Genomic DNA, 16,986 nt, shown 5'->3' with positions numbered 1-16,986 from the left:
GGACGTTACAAAATGCAGAAACGAAAACTGCGCCAAGAAGGCGCAGCGTTCGATATCGCCACATGAACCGGCTGGCCAGCGCGGAGCCTGCCAATGCGACATGTCGCGATCAATCTTGAATCAACCGAGCCCGAGACAATCAAGCCAGGATCAATCCATACCGTACCAATCAATCCTTGGAATGGGCCTTGATATAGTCAACAGCCTGCTGAACGGTGGTGATCTTCTCGGCATCCTCATCGGGAATCTCGGTCTCGAACTCTTCCTCGAGCGCCATCACCAGTTCCACCGTGTCCAGCGAATCTGCGCCAAGATCGTCCACGAACGAAGCGTTCGCCGTGACTTCATCCTCTTTCACGCCCAACTGCTCTATGACGATTTTCTTCACGCGCTCTTCGATGGTGCTCATGTTGCCCATACCTCTCAAGGAGTAAATGTTTGTCTGTGCCGGCGGGATGCCTGCAAAAGGCCGGCGGCATTGTAGTGGCTAAACCGCGAGGCCGCCACGATTCGCCGGTGATACCAGGACAAGGTCCCGGTAACCCGGCGCGAAAGCGCAATTGTCGCCTAAAACGAGTCCGCTGGCGACAACTACCTGCACAAGCGTTACGGCATGTACATGCCACCGTTGACGTGCAGGGTCTCGCCGGTGATGTAGGCCGCGGCCGGGGAAGCGAGGAATCCCACCGCCTTGGCGATATCGGCCACCTCGCCGAGCCGACCCAGCGCGATCTGCCCCAGCAGCGCCTGCTTCGATTCCTCCGGCAGCGCGCGGGTCATGTCGGTGTCGATGAAGCCCGGCGCGACCACGTTGACGGTGATCCCGCGGGATCCGATCTCGCGCGCCAGCGACTTGGAGAAGGCGATGACGCCGGCTTTGGCCGCGGCATAGTTGGACTGTCCCGGATTGCCGGTCAGCCCGATCACCGAGGCGATCGAGATGATGCGGCCCTTGCGCGCCTTCATCATCCCGCGCATCACCGCCTTCGAAGTGCGGTAGACCGAGCTCAGGTTGGTGTCGAGGATGATGTTCCAGTCCTCTTCGCGCATGCGCATCAACAGCTGATCGCGGGTGATGCCGGCGTTGTTGATCAGGATCGAGATCGCGCCGAACTGCTTTGCGACCGCGTCGATCAGCGCATCGACCGCCGCGCCGTCGGTGACATCCAGCACACGGCCATGACCGCCCTGCGCTGCCAGCCGTTCGCCGATCGCGACGGCACCGGCTTCACTGGTCGCCGTGCCGATCACGGTGGCGCCCATCGCCGCCAGCTCGTCGGCGATCGCCGCACCAATGCCGCGACTGGCGCCGGTGACCAGCGCGATTTCACCTTGCAGTGGGTTGCTCATCTGTAGTGGTTCCTTCGGGAATCGGGAAAATCAGAAAATGTGAACGTCGGATCCGGAAACGAACGGCCGGCTCACGCCCATTCGGCACAGACCGCGTCCAGATCGACCGGGGTACCGATGGCACGCGCATCGAGACTCCTGTCGATGCGCTTGACCAGGCCGCTCAGTACCTTGCCCGGACCGCACTCGGCGATCCGGGTGGCACCACCGGCGGCCAACGCCTGCACGCATTCGGTCCAGCGCACCGGCAGATACAACTGTCGCTGCAGCGCACCGCGGATATCGTCGAGATCGCCGTAGGTACGCGCCTCGGCATTCTGCAGCACCGGGATCGACGGCAACCGCCAGTCCAGCGAGGCCATCCGCTCGCCCAGACGATCCGCCGCCTCGCGCATCAAGGCACAATGCGATGGCACCGAAACAGCCAGGCGAATGGCCTTCTTCACGCCCAATTCGGCAAGCCTCGCCAGTGCGCGATCCACCGCCTGCGCATGGCCGGCAATCACCAACTGGCCGGGGGAATTGAAATTGGCCGGCGAAACCACCTGCCCTTGCGCCACTTCCTCGCACACGGCGGCGATCTGGGCATCGTCTCCCCCGAGGATCGCCGCCATCGCGCCCACCCCGGCCGGGACGGCCGCCTGCATCAGCCGGCCGCGCTCGGCCACCAGCGCTGCCGCATCATGCAGCGACAGTGCACCGGCGCAGACCAGCGCGCTGTATTCGCCCAGACTGTGTCCGGACAGTTGCGCCGGCTGCGCGCCGCCCAGCTTTTGCCATACGCGCCACACCGCCACGCTGGCCGCCAGCAGTGCCGGCTGGGTATTTTCGGTACGGTTGAGCTGGTCTTCCGGCCCCAGCGAACTCAGCGCCCACAAATCGAGTCCGGCGCCTTGCGAAGCCTCTTCGAACGTCGCCCCGACTTCGGCATGCGCGGCAGCCAGTTCGGCCAGCATGCCGACCGACTGCGAGCCCTGACCGGGGAAAACGAAAGCGAGCGAAGCAGAAGTTGAACTCATGGACACGCGGACTCCATCGACTAAAGCGGCCATGGTGCCAGCATCCCCGCCCATACGCAGCTGTATTCCATGTTCCGCCGGCTGGAAAACGCGATGCCGCCCGGAGGCGGCATCGTCGGAAACATGCGGGACGGGCGGGCAGACCTCAATAACGCAGCAACGCCGAGGCCCACGTGAAGCCGCCGCCGAACGCTTCCAGCAGCAGGTTCTGACCGCGCTGTACCTTGCCCGAACGCACCGCCAGATCGAGCGCCAGCGGCACCGAGCCGGACGACGTGTTGGCGTGCTTGTCGACCGTCACGATGACGCGATCCATCGACATCTTCAGTCGCTTGGCGGTGGCCTCGATGATGCGCAGATTGGCCTGATGCGGAATCAGCCAGTCGATATCCGACTCCTGCATGTCGGCCGCGAGCAGCGTCTCGCCCACCAGCGAGTCGAGCGTCTTCACCGCAACCTTGAACACTTCCCGTCCGGCCATGTTGATGCGCACGCCATGGTTGGGCTCGTCCTTGAAACCGACCGAAACACCGACCGGGTTGTACAGCAGGTGCTTGTAGCCGCCGTCGGCGTGCAGACAGGTGGCATAGATGCCTGGCTCACTGGAAGCCTCCAGCACCACCGCGCCGGCACCATCACCGAACAGCACGCAGCTCTCGCGCTCGGTCCAGTCGACCATCCGGGTCAATGTCTCGGCGCCGATCACCAGCACCTTCTTCGACTGTCCGCTGCGGATGAACTTGTCGGCAATACCCAGCGCGTAGACGAAGCCCGAGCAGGCTGCATTGACGTCGAACGCCGCGCAGCCGTTCGCACCGAGACGGTGCTGCACGAGGCAGGCGGTGGACGGAAAGATGATGTCCGGGGTGGTTGTCCCGAGGATGATCAGATCGAGTTCGGATGCCTTGACACCGGCCGCTTCCAGGGCGTTCTGCGCAGCCTGGAAGGCAAGATCGCCGGTGGTCTCGCCGTCGGCCACGATGTGCCGCTGGCGGATGCCGGTGCGGGTGCGGATCCACTCGTCACTGGTATCGACGATCTTTTCCAGATCGGCGTTGGTTACGACACGTTCGGGCAGCGCACTGCCGGTGGCGATGATGCGGGCGTAGATCTGGGCCATTCAGCTATCCATCAGCGAAAACAGGGGGTCGAACATCGAGTCGGCGTCGGCGCGGTACCGCAACGTTACGTCGCGGTACCCGTCAACGCAAAACGGCGCGTCGCCGCGCCGTCTCGCATGATCGTACATCGGGAACCCCGCGGGATTCCGTCGAGCCGATCAATCCTCGACCGACACCGCACCCTTGGTCTCGATCACTTTCTTGCCGCGATAGTAGCCATCCTTGGTGACGTGGTGGCGCAGATGCACCTCGCCGCTGGTCGGATCGGTGGACAGCTGCACGGTCTTCAGCGCGTCGTGCGAACGACGCATGCCGCGGGTGGACGGGGTACGGCGGCTCTTGGCAACTGCCATGGCATTTCTCCAACTGAAACTGAATGATCTGAAATCGAGATGACCAGGATCACTGACCCGGGTCGGTGGTTACTTCTTCAGTTCGCGCAACACCGCAAACGGATTTTCGGAGCGCCCCTCGCCGGCAAGATCCTCGTCCGGGTCGTGACCTGTCACTTCGTCGGGCAAACTGCTGTCCGGATTGACCGGAACCAGCGGCAGCGCCAACAGCAATTCGTCTTCAATCACATCCGCCGGCTTCAGCCGGCCATCCTCGGCCACCAGCAGCGGCTCGCAATCAGGCGGCAAACCGGCCTCATCGCGCTCCTGCCTGATCAGGCCGAGCCGCGTATCCAGCGTGATCGGCAGGACAAACGGTTCCAGCGTGCGCTGACAGACCAGGGTCAACGAGGTTTGCGCACGCACATCGACATAACCGATGCCGAGGTTGTCGCGCCCGAAATCCAGCTCGAACTTCACCTCTCCATCCGCACTTGCCAACACCTCGCACAGGCGTGGCAGGGTCGCGATGGGTAGCGTTCCCTCGAACGAACGCCGCGCCGAGACCATGCGCCAAGCGTCCACGGACTCTGGCAGTGTCACGGACATAATCGAGAAATATTAGGTTTGAAGTGACCTGAAGTCAACCGGCAGGATAGCGCAGCCATGAAAATCAGCCTCTTGACCTGTCTATTTTGCCTGATCCGGGCCCAATGCGGCAGACTGAATCCCCCTGCCGCCTGAGCCGCTGCCCTTGAATTCCTATCTGACGCTCGGCCTGGCCGCGTTCCTCGCCCTGTTGATTGTCCTGGCTGGCCTGGCCTTGCTGCTGCGCCGACGCCAGGCCCGGCGCGGCAGCAGCCTGAAAACCCTGCTCGATCTGGCCGACCGGCTGGAAACGGATCTGAAGACCTGCCGGTCGGGCCTTCAGCAGGCCCACGCGGTGATGTCGCTGAATCCAGACCTGCCCGCCGCCAGCGAGCAGGAGGCACGACACGCCATCGAAGGTGGGCTGCGCGCCTTGCTGCAGCAGCGCCTGTGGATCCGCGATCGCTCGCCAAGGGCCAGCCAGCGTGAACTGGACGAGGCCGCCGCCTCGATGCGAAGCACCCGCGACCGCCTGCAACCCCTGCTGCAGGCGCTCACCCAGGCCCAGAGCGATCTGAACAGTGCGATGCGCGAGCACATCCGGCGCGAATCGGACACATGACCCCGACCCATCCCGCACCGCCGCCCATCGTGCTCGGCTCCACGTCGCGCTATCGAGCCGAGCTCTTGCGCCGACTGGTCGCGGAGTTCGAACAGTCTGCCCCGGGCACGGATGAATCGCCTCGAATCGATGAGTCCCCGGCGGAGCGCGCATGGCGGCTGGCCGTGGCCAAGGCCGAGGGCGCCGCTGGAGGTCGGCGCGATGCGCTGGTGATCGGCTCCGACCAGGTGGCCGAGTTCGATGGCCTCATCCTCGACAAGCCCGGCACGGCCGAACGCGCCCGCGCGCAGCTCGCCGCCTGCTCGGGTCGCGAGGTGCACTTCCATACCGCGCTGTGCCTGTTCGATACCCGCACCGGCCAGCGACACGTCCACGTCGATCACACCCGCGTGCGGTTTCGCGAACTCGCCGCAGCGGAAATCGCCCGCTATGTCGAACGCGAGCAGCCCCTCGATTGCGCGGGAAGCTTCAAGTGCGAAGGGCTCGGGATCAGCCTGTTCGAATCCATCGACAACCGTGATCCCAGCGCCCTGATCGGCTTGCCGCTGATCGCCCTGGCACGGCTGCTGCGCGAGGCGGGCGTCGAATTGCCCTAGGCGAGGCCGTTGGGCCCGGGAGGCGGCAGCCGCCGCTACACTGGCGACCGCACATGCGTGAAGACCCTCCTCCGTCGAGCCACCCAAGAAGAGCCCATGTCCGCCATCACCCAATCACACGACGAACCCTTGCAGCAGCGACTCGACGCCGCCATGGCCCAGGTCAACCGGGTGCTGCTGGGCAAGCCGCGCCAGGTGAAGCTGGCGTTCACCTGCCTGATCGCCGGCGGCCATCTGTTGCTGGAAGACGTGCCCGGCGTGGGCAAGACCACCCTGGCGCACGCGCTGGCCGCCACCTTCGCGCTGGAATTCCAGCGCGTGCAGTTCACCAGCGACCTGCTTCCCTCGGACATCATCGGGGTCAGCGTGTACGAGCGCGAGACCGGACAATTCCGCTTCCACCCGGGGCCGATCTTCACCGGCCTGCTGCTGGCCGATGAAATCAATCGCGCCAGTCCGAAGACGCAGAGTGCCCTGCTTGAAGCGATGGCCGAGGATCAGGTCACCGTGGACGGCCAGACCCATGCGCTGGCGAAGCCGTTCTTTGTCGTCGCCACCCAGAATCCGCTGGATCTCAACGGCACTTTCCCGCTGCCGGATTCGCAACTGGACCGCTTCATGCTGCGGCTGTCGCTGGATTATCCCGACACCATCGCCGAGCGCGCGCTGCTCACCGGCAGCGACCGCCGCGACCTGCTGGCCCAGCTGACCCCGCAGCTCGACGGCGCCGCGTTGATCGCGTTGCACCGCCGGGCTCAGACGATCACCGCCAGCAGCGCCCTGCTCGATTACCTGCAAGCCCTGCTCGCCGCCAGCCGCCGCCACGCCGATATCCGCGTGGGACTGTCGCCACGTGCCGGCCTGGCCCTGCTCGGCGCCGCTCGCGCATGGGCGCTGCTAAGCGGCCGCGGCCATGTGCTGCCGGAGGACATCCAGGCGCTGTTCGTGCCGCTGGCCGCCCACCGCCTGCTGCCGGCGCGGGGTGCCAGCGGCGACATGCTGGCGCGCCAGCTGCTGGCCGAGGTGGCGGTGGATTGATGCACGGCATGCTGCAACGCCTGCAACGCCGGGCCGAGCGTCGACTGCCGGCGCTCACCCGCTACCGGCGCCCCGAACGCCTGCCGATCGAGCTGCATCGACGACGCATATACATCGTGCCGACCGGCTTCGGCATCGGTTTCTCCGTGCTGCTGCTGGTGATGCTGGTCGGCTCGCTCAATTACGCCAACAACGCCGCGCTGTTGCTCACCTGCCTGCTCGGCGCGGCGAGCGCGGCCAGCATGCTGGTGGCTTTTCGCAGTCTCGACGGCTTGCGCCTGAGCCACATCCGTGCGGGCCACGCGGTCGCCGGCCAGCCGATCGAGCTGATCCTCGCGCTCGATTCCAGCCGGCCGCGCGATGCCATCCGCCTCGATCTGGGCAGCACCTCCCACGCGTTCGCCCTCGATGGCCACACCACGACGCATGCAAGGCTGGCACTGGCCACCACGGATCGCGGCTGGCAACCGCTGCCGCGCCTGCGCCTGTGGAGCACCTGGCCATTGGGCATGTTCCGGGCATGGAGCTGGCTGCATCCTGATCAGGCGGTGCTGGTGTGGCCACGGCCGGAAGCCGCCGGACCATCGCCCAGTGCACCGGCCGCCGACGCACGCCACATGCGCCTGCATCGCGGCGATGAGCTGGCCTCACTGCGCGACTATCGTGCCGGCGATCCGCAGCGGCATATCGCGTGGAAAGCCAGCGCTCGCCACGACAACCTGATGGTGAAGGATTTCGAGCAGCCGCAGAGCCACCCGCAATGGCAACTGGACTGGCGCCAGCTGCGCGGCATGGACAACGAGGCGCGCATCGCCCGGCTTGCCCGCTGGCTGAACGAGGCACAGGCCCAGCGCTGCAGCTACAGCCTGTGGCTGCCCGGCAACGAGATCGGCAGCGGCAGCGGCCCGCTGCATTACGCCCGCTGCATGAACGCCCTGGCACAGCTGCCATGACGCCGGCACGACGGCGCAAGCCGGTCGGCCTGCCGATCGACACGCGCGCATTCGATCTGCTGAGCCTGACCATGGCCCTGGTACTCGGCCTGCATGCGCCGCACCTGCCCTGGTGGCTCGACATGGCATTGGCGATCACGCTGGGCTGGCGTTGGTGGCAACGACGCGGGCTGTCCGGTCGCGTACCGCGCTGGCTCAAGCTGCCCCTGCTGGCCTTGCTGACCCTGGCGGTGATCGTCCACTACGGCAGCATTTTCGGACGTGCACCGGGGACGGCACTGGCGGTCGGCCTGCTGGTCCTGAAGCTGCTGGAAACCGAGACGGTCCGCGATGTCCGCGTCGGCGTCAGCTTTGCCTGTTTTGCGCTGATGACCGCGCTGTTGTTCGACCAGGGACTGGTCGCCACCGTCGTCGTCGCATGTGCCCTGTTGCCGGCGCTGGCCACCCTGCGTGCCCTGGAACCCGGCCAGCTGCCGGTCAGCGGGCCGCGCATGCTGCTGCCCGCGCTGGCCCTGTCGGCGGCCGCGCTGCCGCTGGCCCTGCTGGCCTTCCTGCTGGTACCGCGACTGAGCTCGCCACTGTGGGGCGCGCCCTCGCCGGATCAGGCCCGTTCCGGCCTCAGCGACAGCATGACACCGGGCAACTTCACCGAACTGCTCACCGACGACCGGCCGGCGATGCGGGTGACGTTCGACGGTCCGCCACCGGCGCCCGACCTGCGCTATTTCCGCGCCTACGTGATGTGGAATTACGACGGTCGCAGCTGGCGTCACATCCCTGCCGGGATACAGCCGCCCGATCCGATCGAGGTCGCCAGCTCGATCCACTACCGGATCAGCCTGCAGCCGACCCACCAGCGCATGCTGCCCACCCTGGATGTGCCGCTCGCAGCGCCGGAACAGGCCAGCCTGCAACGCGACCGCGAGGTCTTCGCCGACAGGCCGGTGAACGAGCAGCGCGAGTACCGGTTGAGCTCGGCGCTGCGTTACCGGCTGCAGCCCACGCTGGACGAACGCGCACGACGCCTCGGCCTCCGATTGCCGGCGAATTTCAATCCGCGTACGCGCGCGCTGGCAGCGCAATGGCGACAGCGCTATGGCAATGATGACGCCGCGATCGTGCGGGCCGCATTGACCCTGTTCCACGACGGCGGTTTCCGCTACACCCTGGCGCCGGCGCCGCTGGGTCGCGATGCGGTGGACGATTTCCTGTTCGACACCCATGAGGGTTTCTGCGAACACTATTCGTCGGCGTTCACCGTCCTGATGCGTGCCGCCGGCATTCCCGCGCGGGTGGTCACCGGCTATCAGGGCGGCTACTGGAACAAACTCGGAAACTATCTGCTGGTACGCAATTCCGATGCCCATGCGTGGAGCGAGGTATGGCTGGCCGGGCGCGGCTGGGTGAGGGTCGACCCCACCGGCGCCGTGCGTCCCGAACGCGTCACGCTGGGAGCTGCGGCTGCCGCAGGGGACCAGTTGGGCTGGTATCGCAATGACTGGTTGCAGGGTTTGCGCAATCGCTGGGATATTGTCAACCGATGGTGGGACCAGGGCGTTATCGGTTTCGACGCGTTGCGTCAGCGCGGCCTGCTGACGCCGTTCGGCATTCGCGATGCCGACACGGCGACCTTGGGTGTGCTGCTGGCAGTCGGCAGCGTGCTGTTCATCGTGATCGGGCTGGCGTGGGCATTGCTGCGGCGGCAGCCACGCGATCCGTTGCGCAGCGCGCTGCGCCAGCTGGAACGGAAACTGGCGCGCCGGGGCATCCTGCGCCGATCGGCCGAAGGCCCGCAGCATTACCTGAGCCGTGCTGCGCGTGCGCTGCCCGATCAACGCGATGAACTGGCGATGTTGATGAACAGCTACCTGGAACTGCGCTACGCCCACGACGAACCACCGCCTGAATCGCTGCGTGCATTTCAACGGGCCGTGCGGGATTTTCGGGCCGTCAACGTGGTCAAATGAGAACCGACTCGATGGCGCATGCCATCGCCCCTGATGGAGATATGCCATGCATGCCCTGTACCGCCCGCTCACCCTAGCCACCGCCCTGGCCTTGCTGGGCGGATGCGCGACGATACCCAAGCCGCTGGAAGGCACCTATACCGACGTCTCCACCACCAGTGCGCAGCAGGGCGGCGCCGGTGGCACGCATGTGCGCTGGGGCGGCGAGATCATCAGGACCGAACCGGGCCAGCAGCAGACCTGTTTCTACATTCTGGCGCGACCGCTTGACAGTCAGGCACGGCCCAGGGTGGGCACGGCCGGGGAGACCGATGGTCGTTTCGTGGCCTGCCGCGCCGGCTTCTACGATCCGGAAGTCTTCACCCGCGGACGCGAGCTGACGGTAACCGGAACGCTGCATGGCACGGTGACGGAGAAGGTCGGGGAATACGACTACGCCTATCCCCGCGTCGAGGCCGACGTGGTCTACCTGTGGCCGACGCGGCCGATCAGGGTCGACTACCCGCCCGGCTTCTACGATCCCTTCTGGGGTCCGGGTTTCGGCCCGGGCTACTACGGCTATGGACCGTGGGGTTACTCCCCGTACTGGGGGCGTCCGCGAGTGATCGTGGTGCGTCCGCCACCGCCGCCGAAGGGTTGACCGCACATGAAAACGCCGGCTTCACGCCGGCGTTTTCATGTGCCCGATCGGATCAGCGGGTCAGCCCGGCGGCCAGTGCAGGCGGCGCCCGGCCAGCAGGTGCACGTGCAGGTGAAACACGGTCTGCCCGCCATCCTCGTTGCAGTTGATCACGGTGCGATAGCCCTGCTCGGCAAACCCCTCCCGCTTCGCGTACTCGGCCGTCGCCAGCAGCAGCCGGCCCAGCAGCGCCGCATCGGCGTCGGTAGCCTCGTTGAGAGTGGCCAGTGCCCGCTTCGGAACAAACAGCACATGCACCGGCGCCTGCGGATTCAGATCGCGGAAGGCAAGCACCTCGTCGTTCTCGTAAACGATGTCGGCCGGGATCTCGCGGCGGATGATCTTGCTGAAGATGGTGTCGCTCATGCCCTCGCTCCTTTGGTGAGTCAATCCAGCAATTGGCGGCTGCCGAACGCGTGCGCCAGCGTGCCGCGGTCGACGTATTCCAGTTCGCCGCCGAGCGGGACGCCGTGGGCCAGCCGGGTCGGCCGCACGCCACCGGCACGGGCCAGCTGGGCCAGGTAATGCGCCGTGGCCTCGCCTTCGACGGTGGGGTTCGTCGCGATGATCAACTCGGTGATCTCGCCTTCGCCCAGACGCTGGGTCAGCTGCGCCAGCCCCAGCTCCTCCGGCCCCAGCCCGTCCAGCGGCGACAGCCGCCCCATCAGCACGAAATATTGACCGCGGTAGCCGGTGGCCTGCTCGATCGCCGCCAGGTCGGTCGGCGATTCGACCACGCACAGCACCTGGCGATCGCGACTGCTGCTGGCGCACAGCGCGCACAGCGGCTCCTCGCTGAAATTGCGGCACTGGCTGCAATGGCCGATCCGCCGCATCGCCTGCTCCAGCACCGCCGCCAGCTTCAGGCCCCGTTCGCGTTCGCGTTCGAGCAGATGGAAGGCCATCCGCTGCGCACTCTTGCCACCCACTCCGGGCAGGCAGCGCAGGGCTTCGATCAGATCGGCGAGGAGAGAGGAACCGTTGCTCATGGTGTGATTTGCACGGACGAGGTGCCGCTGGCGATGGCGCGCGATTCGCGCGCGAAGCAATACAACCCGGCACGAGAGAGATCAGCCCGGGCCGGCATTCCGCGAAGTCCACCGCCCCCGTCATCCGCTGCCCGCAGACGTGCCGTGTCTCGGCGTCCCATCAAAATGGCATCTTGAAGCCGGCCGGCAGGTTCATCCCCGCGGTGACGCCACCGAGCTTGTCCTTGCTCAGTTCGGCGACCTTGTTCACCGCGTCGTTGATCGCCGCAGCGACCAGATCCTCGGCCATCTCCGGATCATCGGCAAACGTCTGCCGGTCGATCTGCACGCGCCGTACCTCATGCGCGCCGCTCATCACCACACTGACCAGGCCACCACCGGCACTGCCGGTGACTTCCTGTTTGGCGATCTCTTCCTGCGCACGCTTCATGTCTTCCTGCATGCGCTGGGCTTGCTGCATCAGCTGACCAATCTGTCCTCTCATCACACGGCTCCGGATTCACTGTCAAAGGGTTTGATCGATTGCGGCACGACGCGCGCGCCAAAATCGCGCTTCATCGACTGCACCAGCGGATCGTCCTCGATCGCCTGCTCGGCCGCCGCCTGCGCCGTGTCCCGCGCCTGCGCGGCGCGCGCCGCCGGCGTTTCCACTGCCGCGCCCTGGCTGTGTCCGACGAAGCGCAGCCGGATGCGCTCACCGAGCGCCTGGCTGATGCGCTCTTCCATCTGGCTGACCATCGGCTCCACGGCCAGGCTCATGTGCGCCGGTTGCAGCGCGAGCACGAGGGTCTGGCCATCGCGTTCGCGCAATACCGCATTCTGCGCCAGCAAGCCGAACGGGCCACGCAGGCCGGCACGTTCGATCAGGGCATCCCAGTCCGGCAGGCCGTTGGCGTCCCGCGCGACGGGAGCAGGAGCAGGAGCCGTGGCAGGGGTCGCGGGGGCCGTCGGGCGGGCGGGTGCCGCATCCTTCGGCTGTTCGGCCGCCATGGCCGGGCGCGCAGCGCTCGCTGCGAGAGCGGCACGCGGCGCCGATGGCGCCTTCGGCGGCGGACTTGCGGCCACCGGGCGCTCCGCCCTTGCGGCCGGGGCACCATCACCCGGCCGGAACGCCAGCATGCGCAGCAGCGCCATCTCGAAACCGGTGCGGGCATCCGGCGCCAACGCCAGATCGCGTCGACCCGAGGTGGCGATCTGGTAATACAGCTGCACGTCTTCCGGCGTGATCCGCTCGGCCAGGCCGGCCAGCGCGTGATCGTCGTCGCCGCCTTCGTCCGGCCGGTAACCGGGAATAAGCTGGATCAGCTGCAGCCGGTGCAGCACGCTGGCCAGATCGTCCAGCACGCCTCCGAAGTCCGGCGAATACGAGGCGATCCGGGTGCATTCGGCCAGCAGCCGCTCGCCGTCGCCGGCCGCCAGCGCATCGAGCACGCCCAGCACCTGCCCGCGGGCCACGCTGCCCAGCATGGTGCGCACGTCGTCCGCCTGCAGTGCGCCGCCGCCGTAGGCAATCGCCTGGTCGAGCAGCGACAGGCCGTCGCGCAGCGAACCGTCGGCGGCACGCGCCAGTTCGGCGATCGCGGCGTCCTCGTAGGCAATGTTCTCGGCACCGAGGATGTGCCGCATCTGGCCGGAGATCTGTTCCGGCAGCAGGCGCTTCAGATTGAACTTCAGGCAGCGCGACAGCACCGTCACCGGCAGCTTCTGCGGATCGGTGGTGGCGAGCAGGAACTTCACGTGCGGCGGCGGCTCTTCCAGCGTCTTCAGCAACGCGTTGAACGCGTTCTTGGACAGCATGTGCACCTCGTCGACCAGATACACCTTGAAACGGCCGCGCGATGGCGCGTACTGCGCGTTTTCGATCACCTCGCGCACGTCGTCCACGCCGGTGTTGCTGGCCGCATCGATTTCCAGCAGATCGACGAAGCGCCCCTCGTCCACCGCGGTACAGACCGAACATTCTCCGCACGGATCGGCCGATTGCCCGCGCTCGCAGTTCAGCGACTTGGCGAAGATGCGCGCGATCGTGGTCTTGCCCACGCCGCGGGTGCCGGTGAACAGATAGGCGTGGTGCATACGCCCGGTGTCCAGCGCATTGGTCAGCGCACGGACCACGTGCTCCTGTCCGACCAGTTCGGCGAACTTGCGCGGGCGCCACTTGCGTGCGAGTACCTGATAAGACATGCCTGACTACCTTGGGGCGAAGGTCGATTGTGCCAAGTCGAGGCAGGTAAGTCAGTAAAGGCGGCGCTGGGTTCCGGCGATCACGACCCGAAAAGGCGGCGGCCCCGCCAGCCACACCCCGGCACCCGAATCATTCGCTACCGTTGCTTCCTTCCGGACCTGGCGGAGTTTGCGAACTATCGTCGCGGGGGGACCGACGGGGCCACCATAGACGTCAAGCGATGTCGCTTGCTGATATTGCTGTCACGCCGGCCCGTGGACCGTCGCTGTACTCAAATTCTGGCGGAGAGAGCGGGATTCGAACCCGCGATAGGTTTTACCCTATACACACTTTCCAGGCGTGCTCCTTCAACCACTCGGACACCTCTCCGCATAACTTTCCCCGTCGCGTCAACGACGGAATGGCTCGGCGCTTCCCGCGCCTCACCCGACACTTCCTGACGGACACCCAGGCCCGGCAAAGAAGCGGAATCATAAGCGACTGGCCCCGATGCAGGCAAGCGAACAGGTTTCGTCTTCAGCCCGCATCGCCCCGCGGCGCCGAGGGTGCGGCCACCGCGACCCGCTCGCCGGCACCGGCGATGCGGCAGCCTCGTGCAGCCAGCGCGGCACCATCGGCGGCACTCCCGTAGTGGTACAGCAGCAGCTGCGAGCGCAATGCCTCGGGGTATTCGCGCTCGATATCGTCGATCCCCGTATGCGAGGGATTGCCGACCAGGCTGCAATCGTGCGCGATCAGTTCGCCGCCAGCGGCATGACGCGCCAGCACTTCGGGGATCGGCCGGGTATCGCCGGTGTAGACGAAGCTGCCGTCCAGCGCCAGGCCATACGAAGTGCCGGGCACATGGTGGCGCGTGGCGAATACGTCGAACCACAGCCCGTCCAGCCAGAAGCCGCGCGTGCACGGCACGAGCCGGAAGGCTTCCCAGAAATTGACCCCGCCTTCGGCCAGCGCGCCGGGGTAATCCGCCACGCGCGTCTGCAACCACGGGATCAGGCCGGCGTGGGCAAACAACCGGGTAGTGCCGCGCAGGTGCGGGTCGAACCACAGCTTGAAGAACAGCTGTTCCAGCCCGGCCACATGATCCATGTGGGTGTGCGTGATGAACACCGCCGGCGGCAGCGCATCGTAGGCAGCGACGTAGCGGTCCAGCGTGTCGGGGCCGCAATCGACCAGCAGCAGCGGCACGCCATTGCGCTCAAGCACCACCGACGATGAACCGAGGGTCGTCGCGTGCGCAGCGCCCACGCCCAGAAAGTGCAGATGCCAGTTCATGGGGTCAGGGTACGCCCGTAGCGATGGAGGAGCGGTTGCCAGATGGTGGCCTCGAAAGCTGCCTCGCCCTCACCGGCGGCGCCCAGCTTGAGCAGCGAGCGGCGCAGCCGGCGCAGGTTGGACTGCTGCCAGGCCACGCCCGGCGCACGCAGGCGGCCGCGATCGAAATCGATCAGATACAGGCCGTCCGGCGCCACCAGCACGTTGTGGGCGTTCAGATCGGCATGCCAGATGCCGGCCCGATGGAAGCGGGCAACCAGGGCACCCACTTTTTCGGCCAGATCTTCGTCCAGTTGCCCCGTGGCCAGGCACTCGGCCAGGGTCTGCGCGGCGGCGATGCGGCGGGTGATCAGGTCGGCGCTGTAGACCAGCCCGCGCCGGCAATAGCGTGCCGCCAGCACGAGCGGCCCGGGCAGGCCCAGCCGGGCGATCTCGGCCAGCAGCCGGAATTCCCTGAAGGGGCGCGTACGGCTGGCACCCAGCCACAGATAGCGATCGCCCATCAGCGCGGCCACCAACCCGCCGCGGTGATAATGCCGCAACACGCATTCACCGACCGGGGTCAGCACGATCGCCACACCACCACGACCGCCGGCCTGCATGCGCAATGCATCGCGTTCGCGCCAGTATTCCGGAGCAAACCAGTCATGCCCGACTTGTGGCGACACCGCGGCGTCGAACAGAATCGCGCCCCTGGTGTCCCTGTGCATCCGTTCCTGCATCATCATGCCCGGTGATTCCCGTCATGATTCTAACCCAGGCCCCATGAGCCCAAGCCCGATGAGCGCCACTTCCTCGATCTGCCTGCTGCGCACCTCCGCCATCGGCGACGTCACCCACGTGGTGCCCCTGGTGCGCACCCTGCAACAGGCGTGGCCGCAGTCCTCGCTGACCTGGATCATCGGCAAGCTCGAGCGCAAGCTGGTCGGTGACCTGCCCGGTGTGGAGTTCGTCACGTTCGACAAGGCCGCGGGCTGGTCCGGCATGCGCGCGGTGCATGCGGCGCTGCGCGGCCGGCGGTTCGATGCGCTGCTGCAGATGCAGGTGGCGCTGCGCTCGAACCTGCTGAGTCTGGGCATCAGCGCGCAGCGGCGGATCGGCTACGACCGGGCACGCTCGAAGGACCTGCACGGCATGGTCGTCAACGAGCGCATTCCCGCGCGCAGCGGCGAACACGTGCTGGACGCGATCGGCAGCTTCTGCGAGCCGCTCGGGTTGAAACAGACCCGCGTGCGCTGGGATATCCCGATTCCCGACGAGGCACAGGCCTGGGCCGCGGCGCAATTGCCGGGCGACACGCCGACCCTGCTGGTCAGCCCGACCTCCAGCCACGTACTGCGCAACTGGCGAACGGAGCGCTATGCCGCGGTGATGGACCACGCCGCCGCACGCGGCTGGCGCGTGGCCCTGGTCGGCGGCCCTTCCGGCCTGGAACGCGACATGGCCGATGCCGTACTGGCGGCGTGCAGATCGCGCCCCCTCGACCTCACCGGCAAGGACACGCTGAAGAAGTTGCTGGCCCTGCTCGGCCGCGCGCAACTGCTGCTGACGCCCGACTCCGGCCCGATGCACATGGCGAACGCGGTCGGCACCCGGGTGCTCGGCCTGCACGCGGCGAGCAACCCGCACCGCTCCGGTCCCTACTCCGATCGCCGCTGGTGCGTGGACAAGTACGACGAGGCCGCGCGCAAGTACCTGGGCAAGCCGGCCAGCGAGATTCCCTGGGGCAGCAAGATCGAGAAGCCCGGCGTGATGGACCTGATCGGCGTGGACGACGTGATCGAACGCCTGGAAGCAGGAATGAACGACAAGGAGTGAGAAACGAGCGTACCGCACTCATTTCCCACTCCCCTCCACTCACTTCTGCTGCGTATAGTCCTGGTACGACTTTTCCTCGACCAGCTGCGAGCCCAGCTTGAGGTTGATCTCGCGCTTGAATGCCGCGCGCTCGTCGTTGCGGAAATACACCGAGCGGGCCAGCTCGATGAACTCCTGGTCGAATTCCGCCGCACGCTCCTTCAGGCGGATCTTGTCCTCGATGTCCCACAGCAGTTCGTTCACTTCGAACAGGCGCGCGCGCTCGCTGCCGATGTCGGTCTGCGAAGCGCTGTCGTTCGCCCAGGTGGCCTTGAGCAGATCCAGCTCGTTGCGCACGTTGACCAGCTTGGCCTCGTCGGTGATGCGGCGCGACTTGATCTCGAGGATGGTGATCTTGTCGATCAGTTCACCGTACGACACCGGGGTCTGGATCAGGCTCATGGTCTTGCTTCCG

Annotated in this window: 20 protein-coding genes, 1 tRNA gene and 1 other RNA gene; 7 read left to right on the top strand and 15 right to left on the bottom strand. The window is 66.4% G+C overall.

Annotation, left to right across the window (positions count from 1 at the left end; all coding sequences use genetic code 11):
* Positions 1–169 precede the first annotated feature (169 nt).
* The 6 genes from acpP to ACFPPA_RS06900 all read right to left on the bottom strand — a co-directional run bounded on the left by acpP (position 170) and on the right by ACFPPA_RS06900 (position 4,431).
* Complete coding sequence (acpP, locus tag ACFPPA_RS06925) at positions 170–409, bottom strand: acyl carrier protein (protein WP_007805185.1); 240 nt, start codon at positions 407–409, stop codon at positions 170–172.
* Between the two features lie 197 nt (positions 410–606).
* Positions 607–1,350: a 3-oxoacyl-ACP reductase FabG gene (fabG, locus tag ACFPPA_RS06920; RefSeq protein ID WP_377318584.1), complete on the bottom strand. Its 744-nt coding sequence runs from the start codon at positions 1,348–1,350 to the stop codon at positions 607–609.
* A 71-nt stretch (positions 1,351–1,421) separates the two neighbouring features.
* Positions 1,422–2,369: an ACP S-malonyltransferase gene (gene fabD / locus ACFPPA_RS06915; protein WP_377318582.1), complete on the bottom strand. Its 948-nt coding sequence runs from the start codon at positions 2,367–2,369 to the stop codon at positions 1,422–1,424.
* A gap of 145 nt (positions 2,370–2,514) precedes the next feature.
* Positions 2,515–3,489, bottom strand: a complete 975-nt coding sequence (locus tag ACFPPA_RS06910) for a beta-ketoacyl-ACP synthase III (protein ID WP_377318580.1) — start codon at positions 3,487–3,489, stop codon at positions 2,515–2,517.
* A gap of 159 nt (positions 3,490–3,648) precedes the next feature.
* On the bottom strand, positions 3,649–3,843 hold the full coding sequence (gene rpmF / locus ACFPPA_RS06905) for a 50S ribosomal protein L32 (RefSeq protein ID WP_077441856.1): 195 nt from the start codon (positions 3,841–3,843) through the stop codon (positions 3,649–3,651).
* Between the two features lie 69 nt (positions 3,844–3,912).
* Entirely contained in the window at positions 3,913–4,431 is a 519-nt protein-coding gene (locus tag ACFPPA_RS06900) for a YceD family protein (RefSeq protein WP_377318578.1), read from the bottom strand.
* A 145-nt stretch (positions 4,432–4,576) separates the two neighbouring features.
* Here ACFPPA_RS06900 and ACFPPA_RS06895 point away from each other — a divergent pair, with 145 nt between their 5' ends.
* The 6 genes from ACFPPA_RS06895 (at position 4,577) to ACFPPA_RS06870 (ending at position 10,226) form a co-directional block, all read left to right on the top strand.
* Positions 4,577–5,032, top strand: a complete 456-nt coding sequence (locus ACFPPA_RS06895) for a hypothetical protein (RefSeq protein ID WP_377318576.1) — start codon at positions 4,577–4,579, stop codon at positions 5,030–5,032.
* Positions 5,029–5,628: a Maf family protein gene (locus ACFPPA_RS06890; RefSeq protein WP_377318574.1), complete on the top strand. Its 600-nt coding sequence runs from the start codon at positions 5,029–5,031 to the stop codon at positions 5,626–5,628. The genes ACFPPA_RS06895 and ACFPPA_RS06890 overlap by 4 nt, the downstream gene beginning before the upstream one ends.
* A gap of 96 nt (positions 5,629–5,724) precedes the next feature.
* Entirely contained in the window at positions 5,725–6,666 is a 942-nt protein-coding gene (locus ACFPPA_RS06885; protein ID WP_377318572.1) for an AAA family ATPase, read from the top strand.
* Positions 6,666–7,619 carry a DUF58 domain-containing protein gene (locus ACFPPA_RS06880; protein ID WP_377318570.1) on the top strand — a complete coding sequence of 318 codons (954 nt, stop codon included), beginning with the start codon at positions 6,666–6,668 and terminating at the stop codon, positions 7,617–7,619. The genes ACFPPA_RS06885 and ACFPPA_RS06880 overlap by 1 nt, the downstream gene beginning before the upstream one ends.
* Positions 7,616–9,586, top strand: a complete 1,971-nt coding sequence (locus ACFPPA_RS06875; protein ID WP_377318568.1) for a transglutaminase TgpA family protein — start codon at positions 7,616–7,618, stop codon at positions 9,584–9,586. Before ACFPPA_RS06880 ends, ACFPPA_RS06875 begins: the two co-directional genes overlap by 4 nt.
* Positions 9,587–9,632: 46 nt before the next feature.
* The gene (locus ACFPPA_RS06870) at positions 9,633–10,226 is read left to right on the top strand and encodes a Slp family lipoprotein (RefSeq protein ID WP_377318566.1); all 594 of its coding nucleotides are present in this window, start codon (positions 9,633–9,635) and stop codon (positions 10,224–10,226) included.
* A gap of 60 nt (positions 10,227–10,286) precedes the next feature.
* Here ACFPPA_RS06870 and ACFPPA_RS06865 read toward each other — a convergent pair whose 3' ends face one another.
* The 8 genes from ACFPPA_RS06865 to ACFPPA_RS06830 form a co-directional block, all read right to left on the bottom strand.
* A complete protein-coding gene (locus ACFPPA_RS06865) occupies positions 10,287–10,631 on the bottom strand; it encodes a histidine triad nucleotide-binding protein (protein ID WP_377318564.1) in 345 nt (114 codons plus the stop codon).
* 20 nt (positions 10,632–10,651) lie between these two features.
* On the bottom strand, positions 10,652–11,254 hold the full coding sequence (gene recR / locus ACFPPA_RS06860) for a recombination mediator RecR (RefSeq protein ID WP_377318562.1): 603 nt from the start codon (positions 11,252–11,254) through the stop codon (positions 10,652–10,654).
* A gap of 160 nt (positions 11,255–11,414) precedes the next feature.
* Positions 11,415–11,738, bottom strand: coding sequence for a YbaB/EbfC family nucleoid-associated protein (locus ACFPPA_RS06855; protein ID WP_377318560.1), 324 nt, complete (start codon positions 11,736–11,738; stop codon positions 11,415–11,417).
* Entirely contained in the window at positions 11,738–13,438 is a 1,701-nt protein-coding gene (dnaX, locus tag ACFPPA_RS06850; RefSeq protein WP_377318558.1) for a DNA polymerase III subunit gamma/tau, read from the bottom strand. Before dnaX ends, ACFPPA_RS06855 begins: the two co-directional genes overlap by 1 nt.
* 102 nt (positions 13,439–13,540) lie before the next feature.
* An RNA gene (gene ffs / locus ACFPPA_RS06845) (signal recognition particle sRNA small type) lies at positions 13,541–13,637 on the bottom strand.
* Positions 13,638–13,718: 81 nt separating this feature from the next.
* A tRNA-Ser gene (locus ACFPPA_RS06840) sits at positions 13,719–13,808 on the bottom strand.
* Between the two features lie 147 nt (positions 13,809–13,955).
* Positions 13,956–14,714 carry an MBL fold metallo-hydrolase gene (locus ACFPPA_RS06835; RefSeq protein WP_377318556.1) on the bottom strand — a complete coding sequence of 253 codons (759 nt, stop codon included), beginning with the start codon at positions 14,712–14,714 and terminating at the stop codon, positions 13,956–13,958.
* Positions 14,711–15,442: a 3-deoxy-D-manno-octulosonic acid kinase gene (locus ACFPPA_RS06830; RefSeq protein ID WP_377318554.1), complete on the bottom strand. Its 732-nt coding sequence runs from the start codon at positions 15,440–15,442 to the stop codon at positions 14,711–14,713. Before ACFPPA_RS06830 ends, ACFPPA_RS06835 begins: the two co-directional genes overlap by 4 nt.
* A 52-nt stretch (positions 15,443–15,494) precedes the next feature.
* Here ACFPPA_RS06830 and ACFPPA_RS06825 point away from each other — a divergent pair, with 52 nt between their 5' ends.
* Positions 15,495–16,532, top strand: a complete 1,038-nt coding sequence (locus ACFPPA_RS06825; protein WP_377318552.1) for a glycosyltransferase family 9 protein — start codon at positions 15,495–15,497, stop codon at positions 16,530–16,532.
* Positions 16,533–16,571: 39 nt separating this feature from the next.
* Here ACFPPA_RS06825 and ACFPPA_RS06820 read toward each other — a convergent pair whose 3' ends face one another.
* Positions 16,572–16,973 carry a DUF6165 family protein gene (locus ACFPPA_RS06820; protein ID WP_377318550.1) on the bottom strand — a complete coding sequence of 134 codons (402 nt, stop codon included), beginning with the start codon at positions 16,971–16,973 and terminating at the stop codon, positions 16,572–16,574.
* Between the last annotated feature and the right edge of the window lie 13 nt (positions 16,974–16,986).

The organism is Rhodanobacter ginsengisoli, assembly GCF_042657065.1.
Classification (GTDB): Bacteria; Pseudomonadota; Gammaproteobacteria; order Xanthomonadales; family Rhodanobacteraceae; genus Rhodanobacter; species Rhodanobacter ginsengisoli.
This window is presented reverse-complemented; position numbering and strand designations above follow the sequence as displayed.

Excerpts from the sequence above, each read along its gene's own strand:
- acpP (WP_007805185.1), bottom strand. The coding sequence starts at position 409 with ATGAGCACCATCGAAGAGCGCGTGAAGAAAATCGTCATAGAGCAGTTG.
- fabG (WP_377318584.1), bottom strand. The coding sequence starts at position 1,350 with ATGAGCAACCCACTGCAAGGTGAAATCGCGCTGGTCACCGGCGCCAGT.
- fabD (WP_377318582.1), bottom strand. The coding sequence starts at position 2,369 with ATGAGTTCAACTTCTGCTTCGCTCGCTTTCGTTTTCCCCGGTCAGGGC.
- ACFPPA_RS06910 (WP_377318580.1), bottom strand. The coding sequence starts at position 3,489 with ATGGCCCAGATCTACGCCCGCATCATCGCCACCGGCAGTGCGCTGCCC.
- rpmF (WP_077441856.1), bottom strand. The coding sequence starts at position 3,843 with ATGGCAGTTGCCAAGAGCCGCCGTACCCCGTCCACCCGCGGCATGCGT.
- ACFPPA_RS06900 (WP_377318578.1), bottom strand. The coding sequence starts at position 4,431 with ATGTCCGTGACACTGCCAGAGTCCGTGGACGCTTGGCGCATGGTCTCG.
- ACFPPA_RS06890 (WP_377318574.1), top strand. The coding sequence starts at position 5,029 with ATGACCCCGACCCATCCCGCACCGCCGCCCATCGTGCTCGGCTCCACG.
- ACFPPA_RS06885 (WP_377318572.1), top strand. The coding sequence starts at position 5,725 with ATGTCCGCCATCACCCAATCACACGACGAACCCTTGCAGCAGCGACTC.
- ACFPPA_RS06880 (WP_377318570.1), top strand. The coding sequence starts at position 6,666 with ATGCACGGCATGCTGCAACGCCTGCAACGCCGGGCCGAGCGTCGACTG.
- ACFPPA_RS06875 (WP_377318568.1), top strand. The coding sequence starts at position 7,616 with ATGACGCCGGCACGACGGCGCAAGCCGGTCGGCCTGCCGATCGACACG.
- ACFPPA_RS06870 (WP_377318566.1), top strand. The coding sequence starts at position 9,633 with ATGCATGCCCTGTACCGCCCGCTCACCCTAGCCACCGCCCTGGCCTTG.
- ACFPPA_RS06865 (WP_377318564.1), bottom strand. The coding sequence starts at position 10,631 with ATGAGCGACACCATCTTCAGCAAGATCATCCGCCGCGAGATCCCGGCC.
- recR (WP_377318562.1), bottom strand. The coding sequence starts at position 11,254 with ATGAGCAACGGTTCCTCTCTCCTCGCCGATCTGATCGAAGCCCTGCGC.
- ACFPPA_RS06855 (WP_377318560.1), bottom strand. The coding sequence starts at position 11,738 with ATGAGAGGACAGATTGGTCAGCTGATGCAGCAAGCCCAGCGCATGCAG.
- dnaX (WP_377318558.1), bottom strand. The coding sequence starts at position 13,438 with ATGTCTTATCAGGTACTCGCACGCAAGTGGCGCCCGCGCAAGTTCGCC.
- ACFPPA_RS06835 (WP_377318556.1), bottom strand. The coding sequence starts at position 14,714 with ATGAACTGGCATCTGCACTTTCTGGGCGTGGGCGCTGCGCACGCGACG.
- ACFPPA_RS06830 (WP_377318554.1), bottom strand. The coding sequence starts at position 15,442 with ATGATGATGCAGGAACGGATGCACAGGGACACCAGGGGCGCGATTCTG.
- ACFPPA_RS06825 (WP_377318552.1), top strand. The coding sequence starts at position 15,495 with ATGAGCGCCACTTCCTCGATCTGCCTGCTGCGCACCTCCGCCATCGGC.
- ACFPPA_RS06820 (WP_377318550.1), bottom strand. The coding sequence starts at position 16,973 with ATGAGCCTGATCCAGACCCCGGTGTCGTACGGTGAACTGATCGACAAG.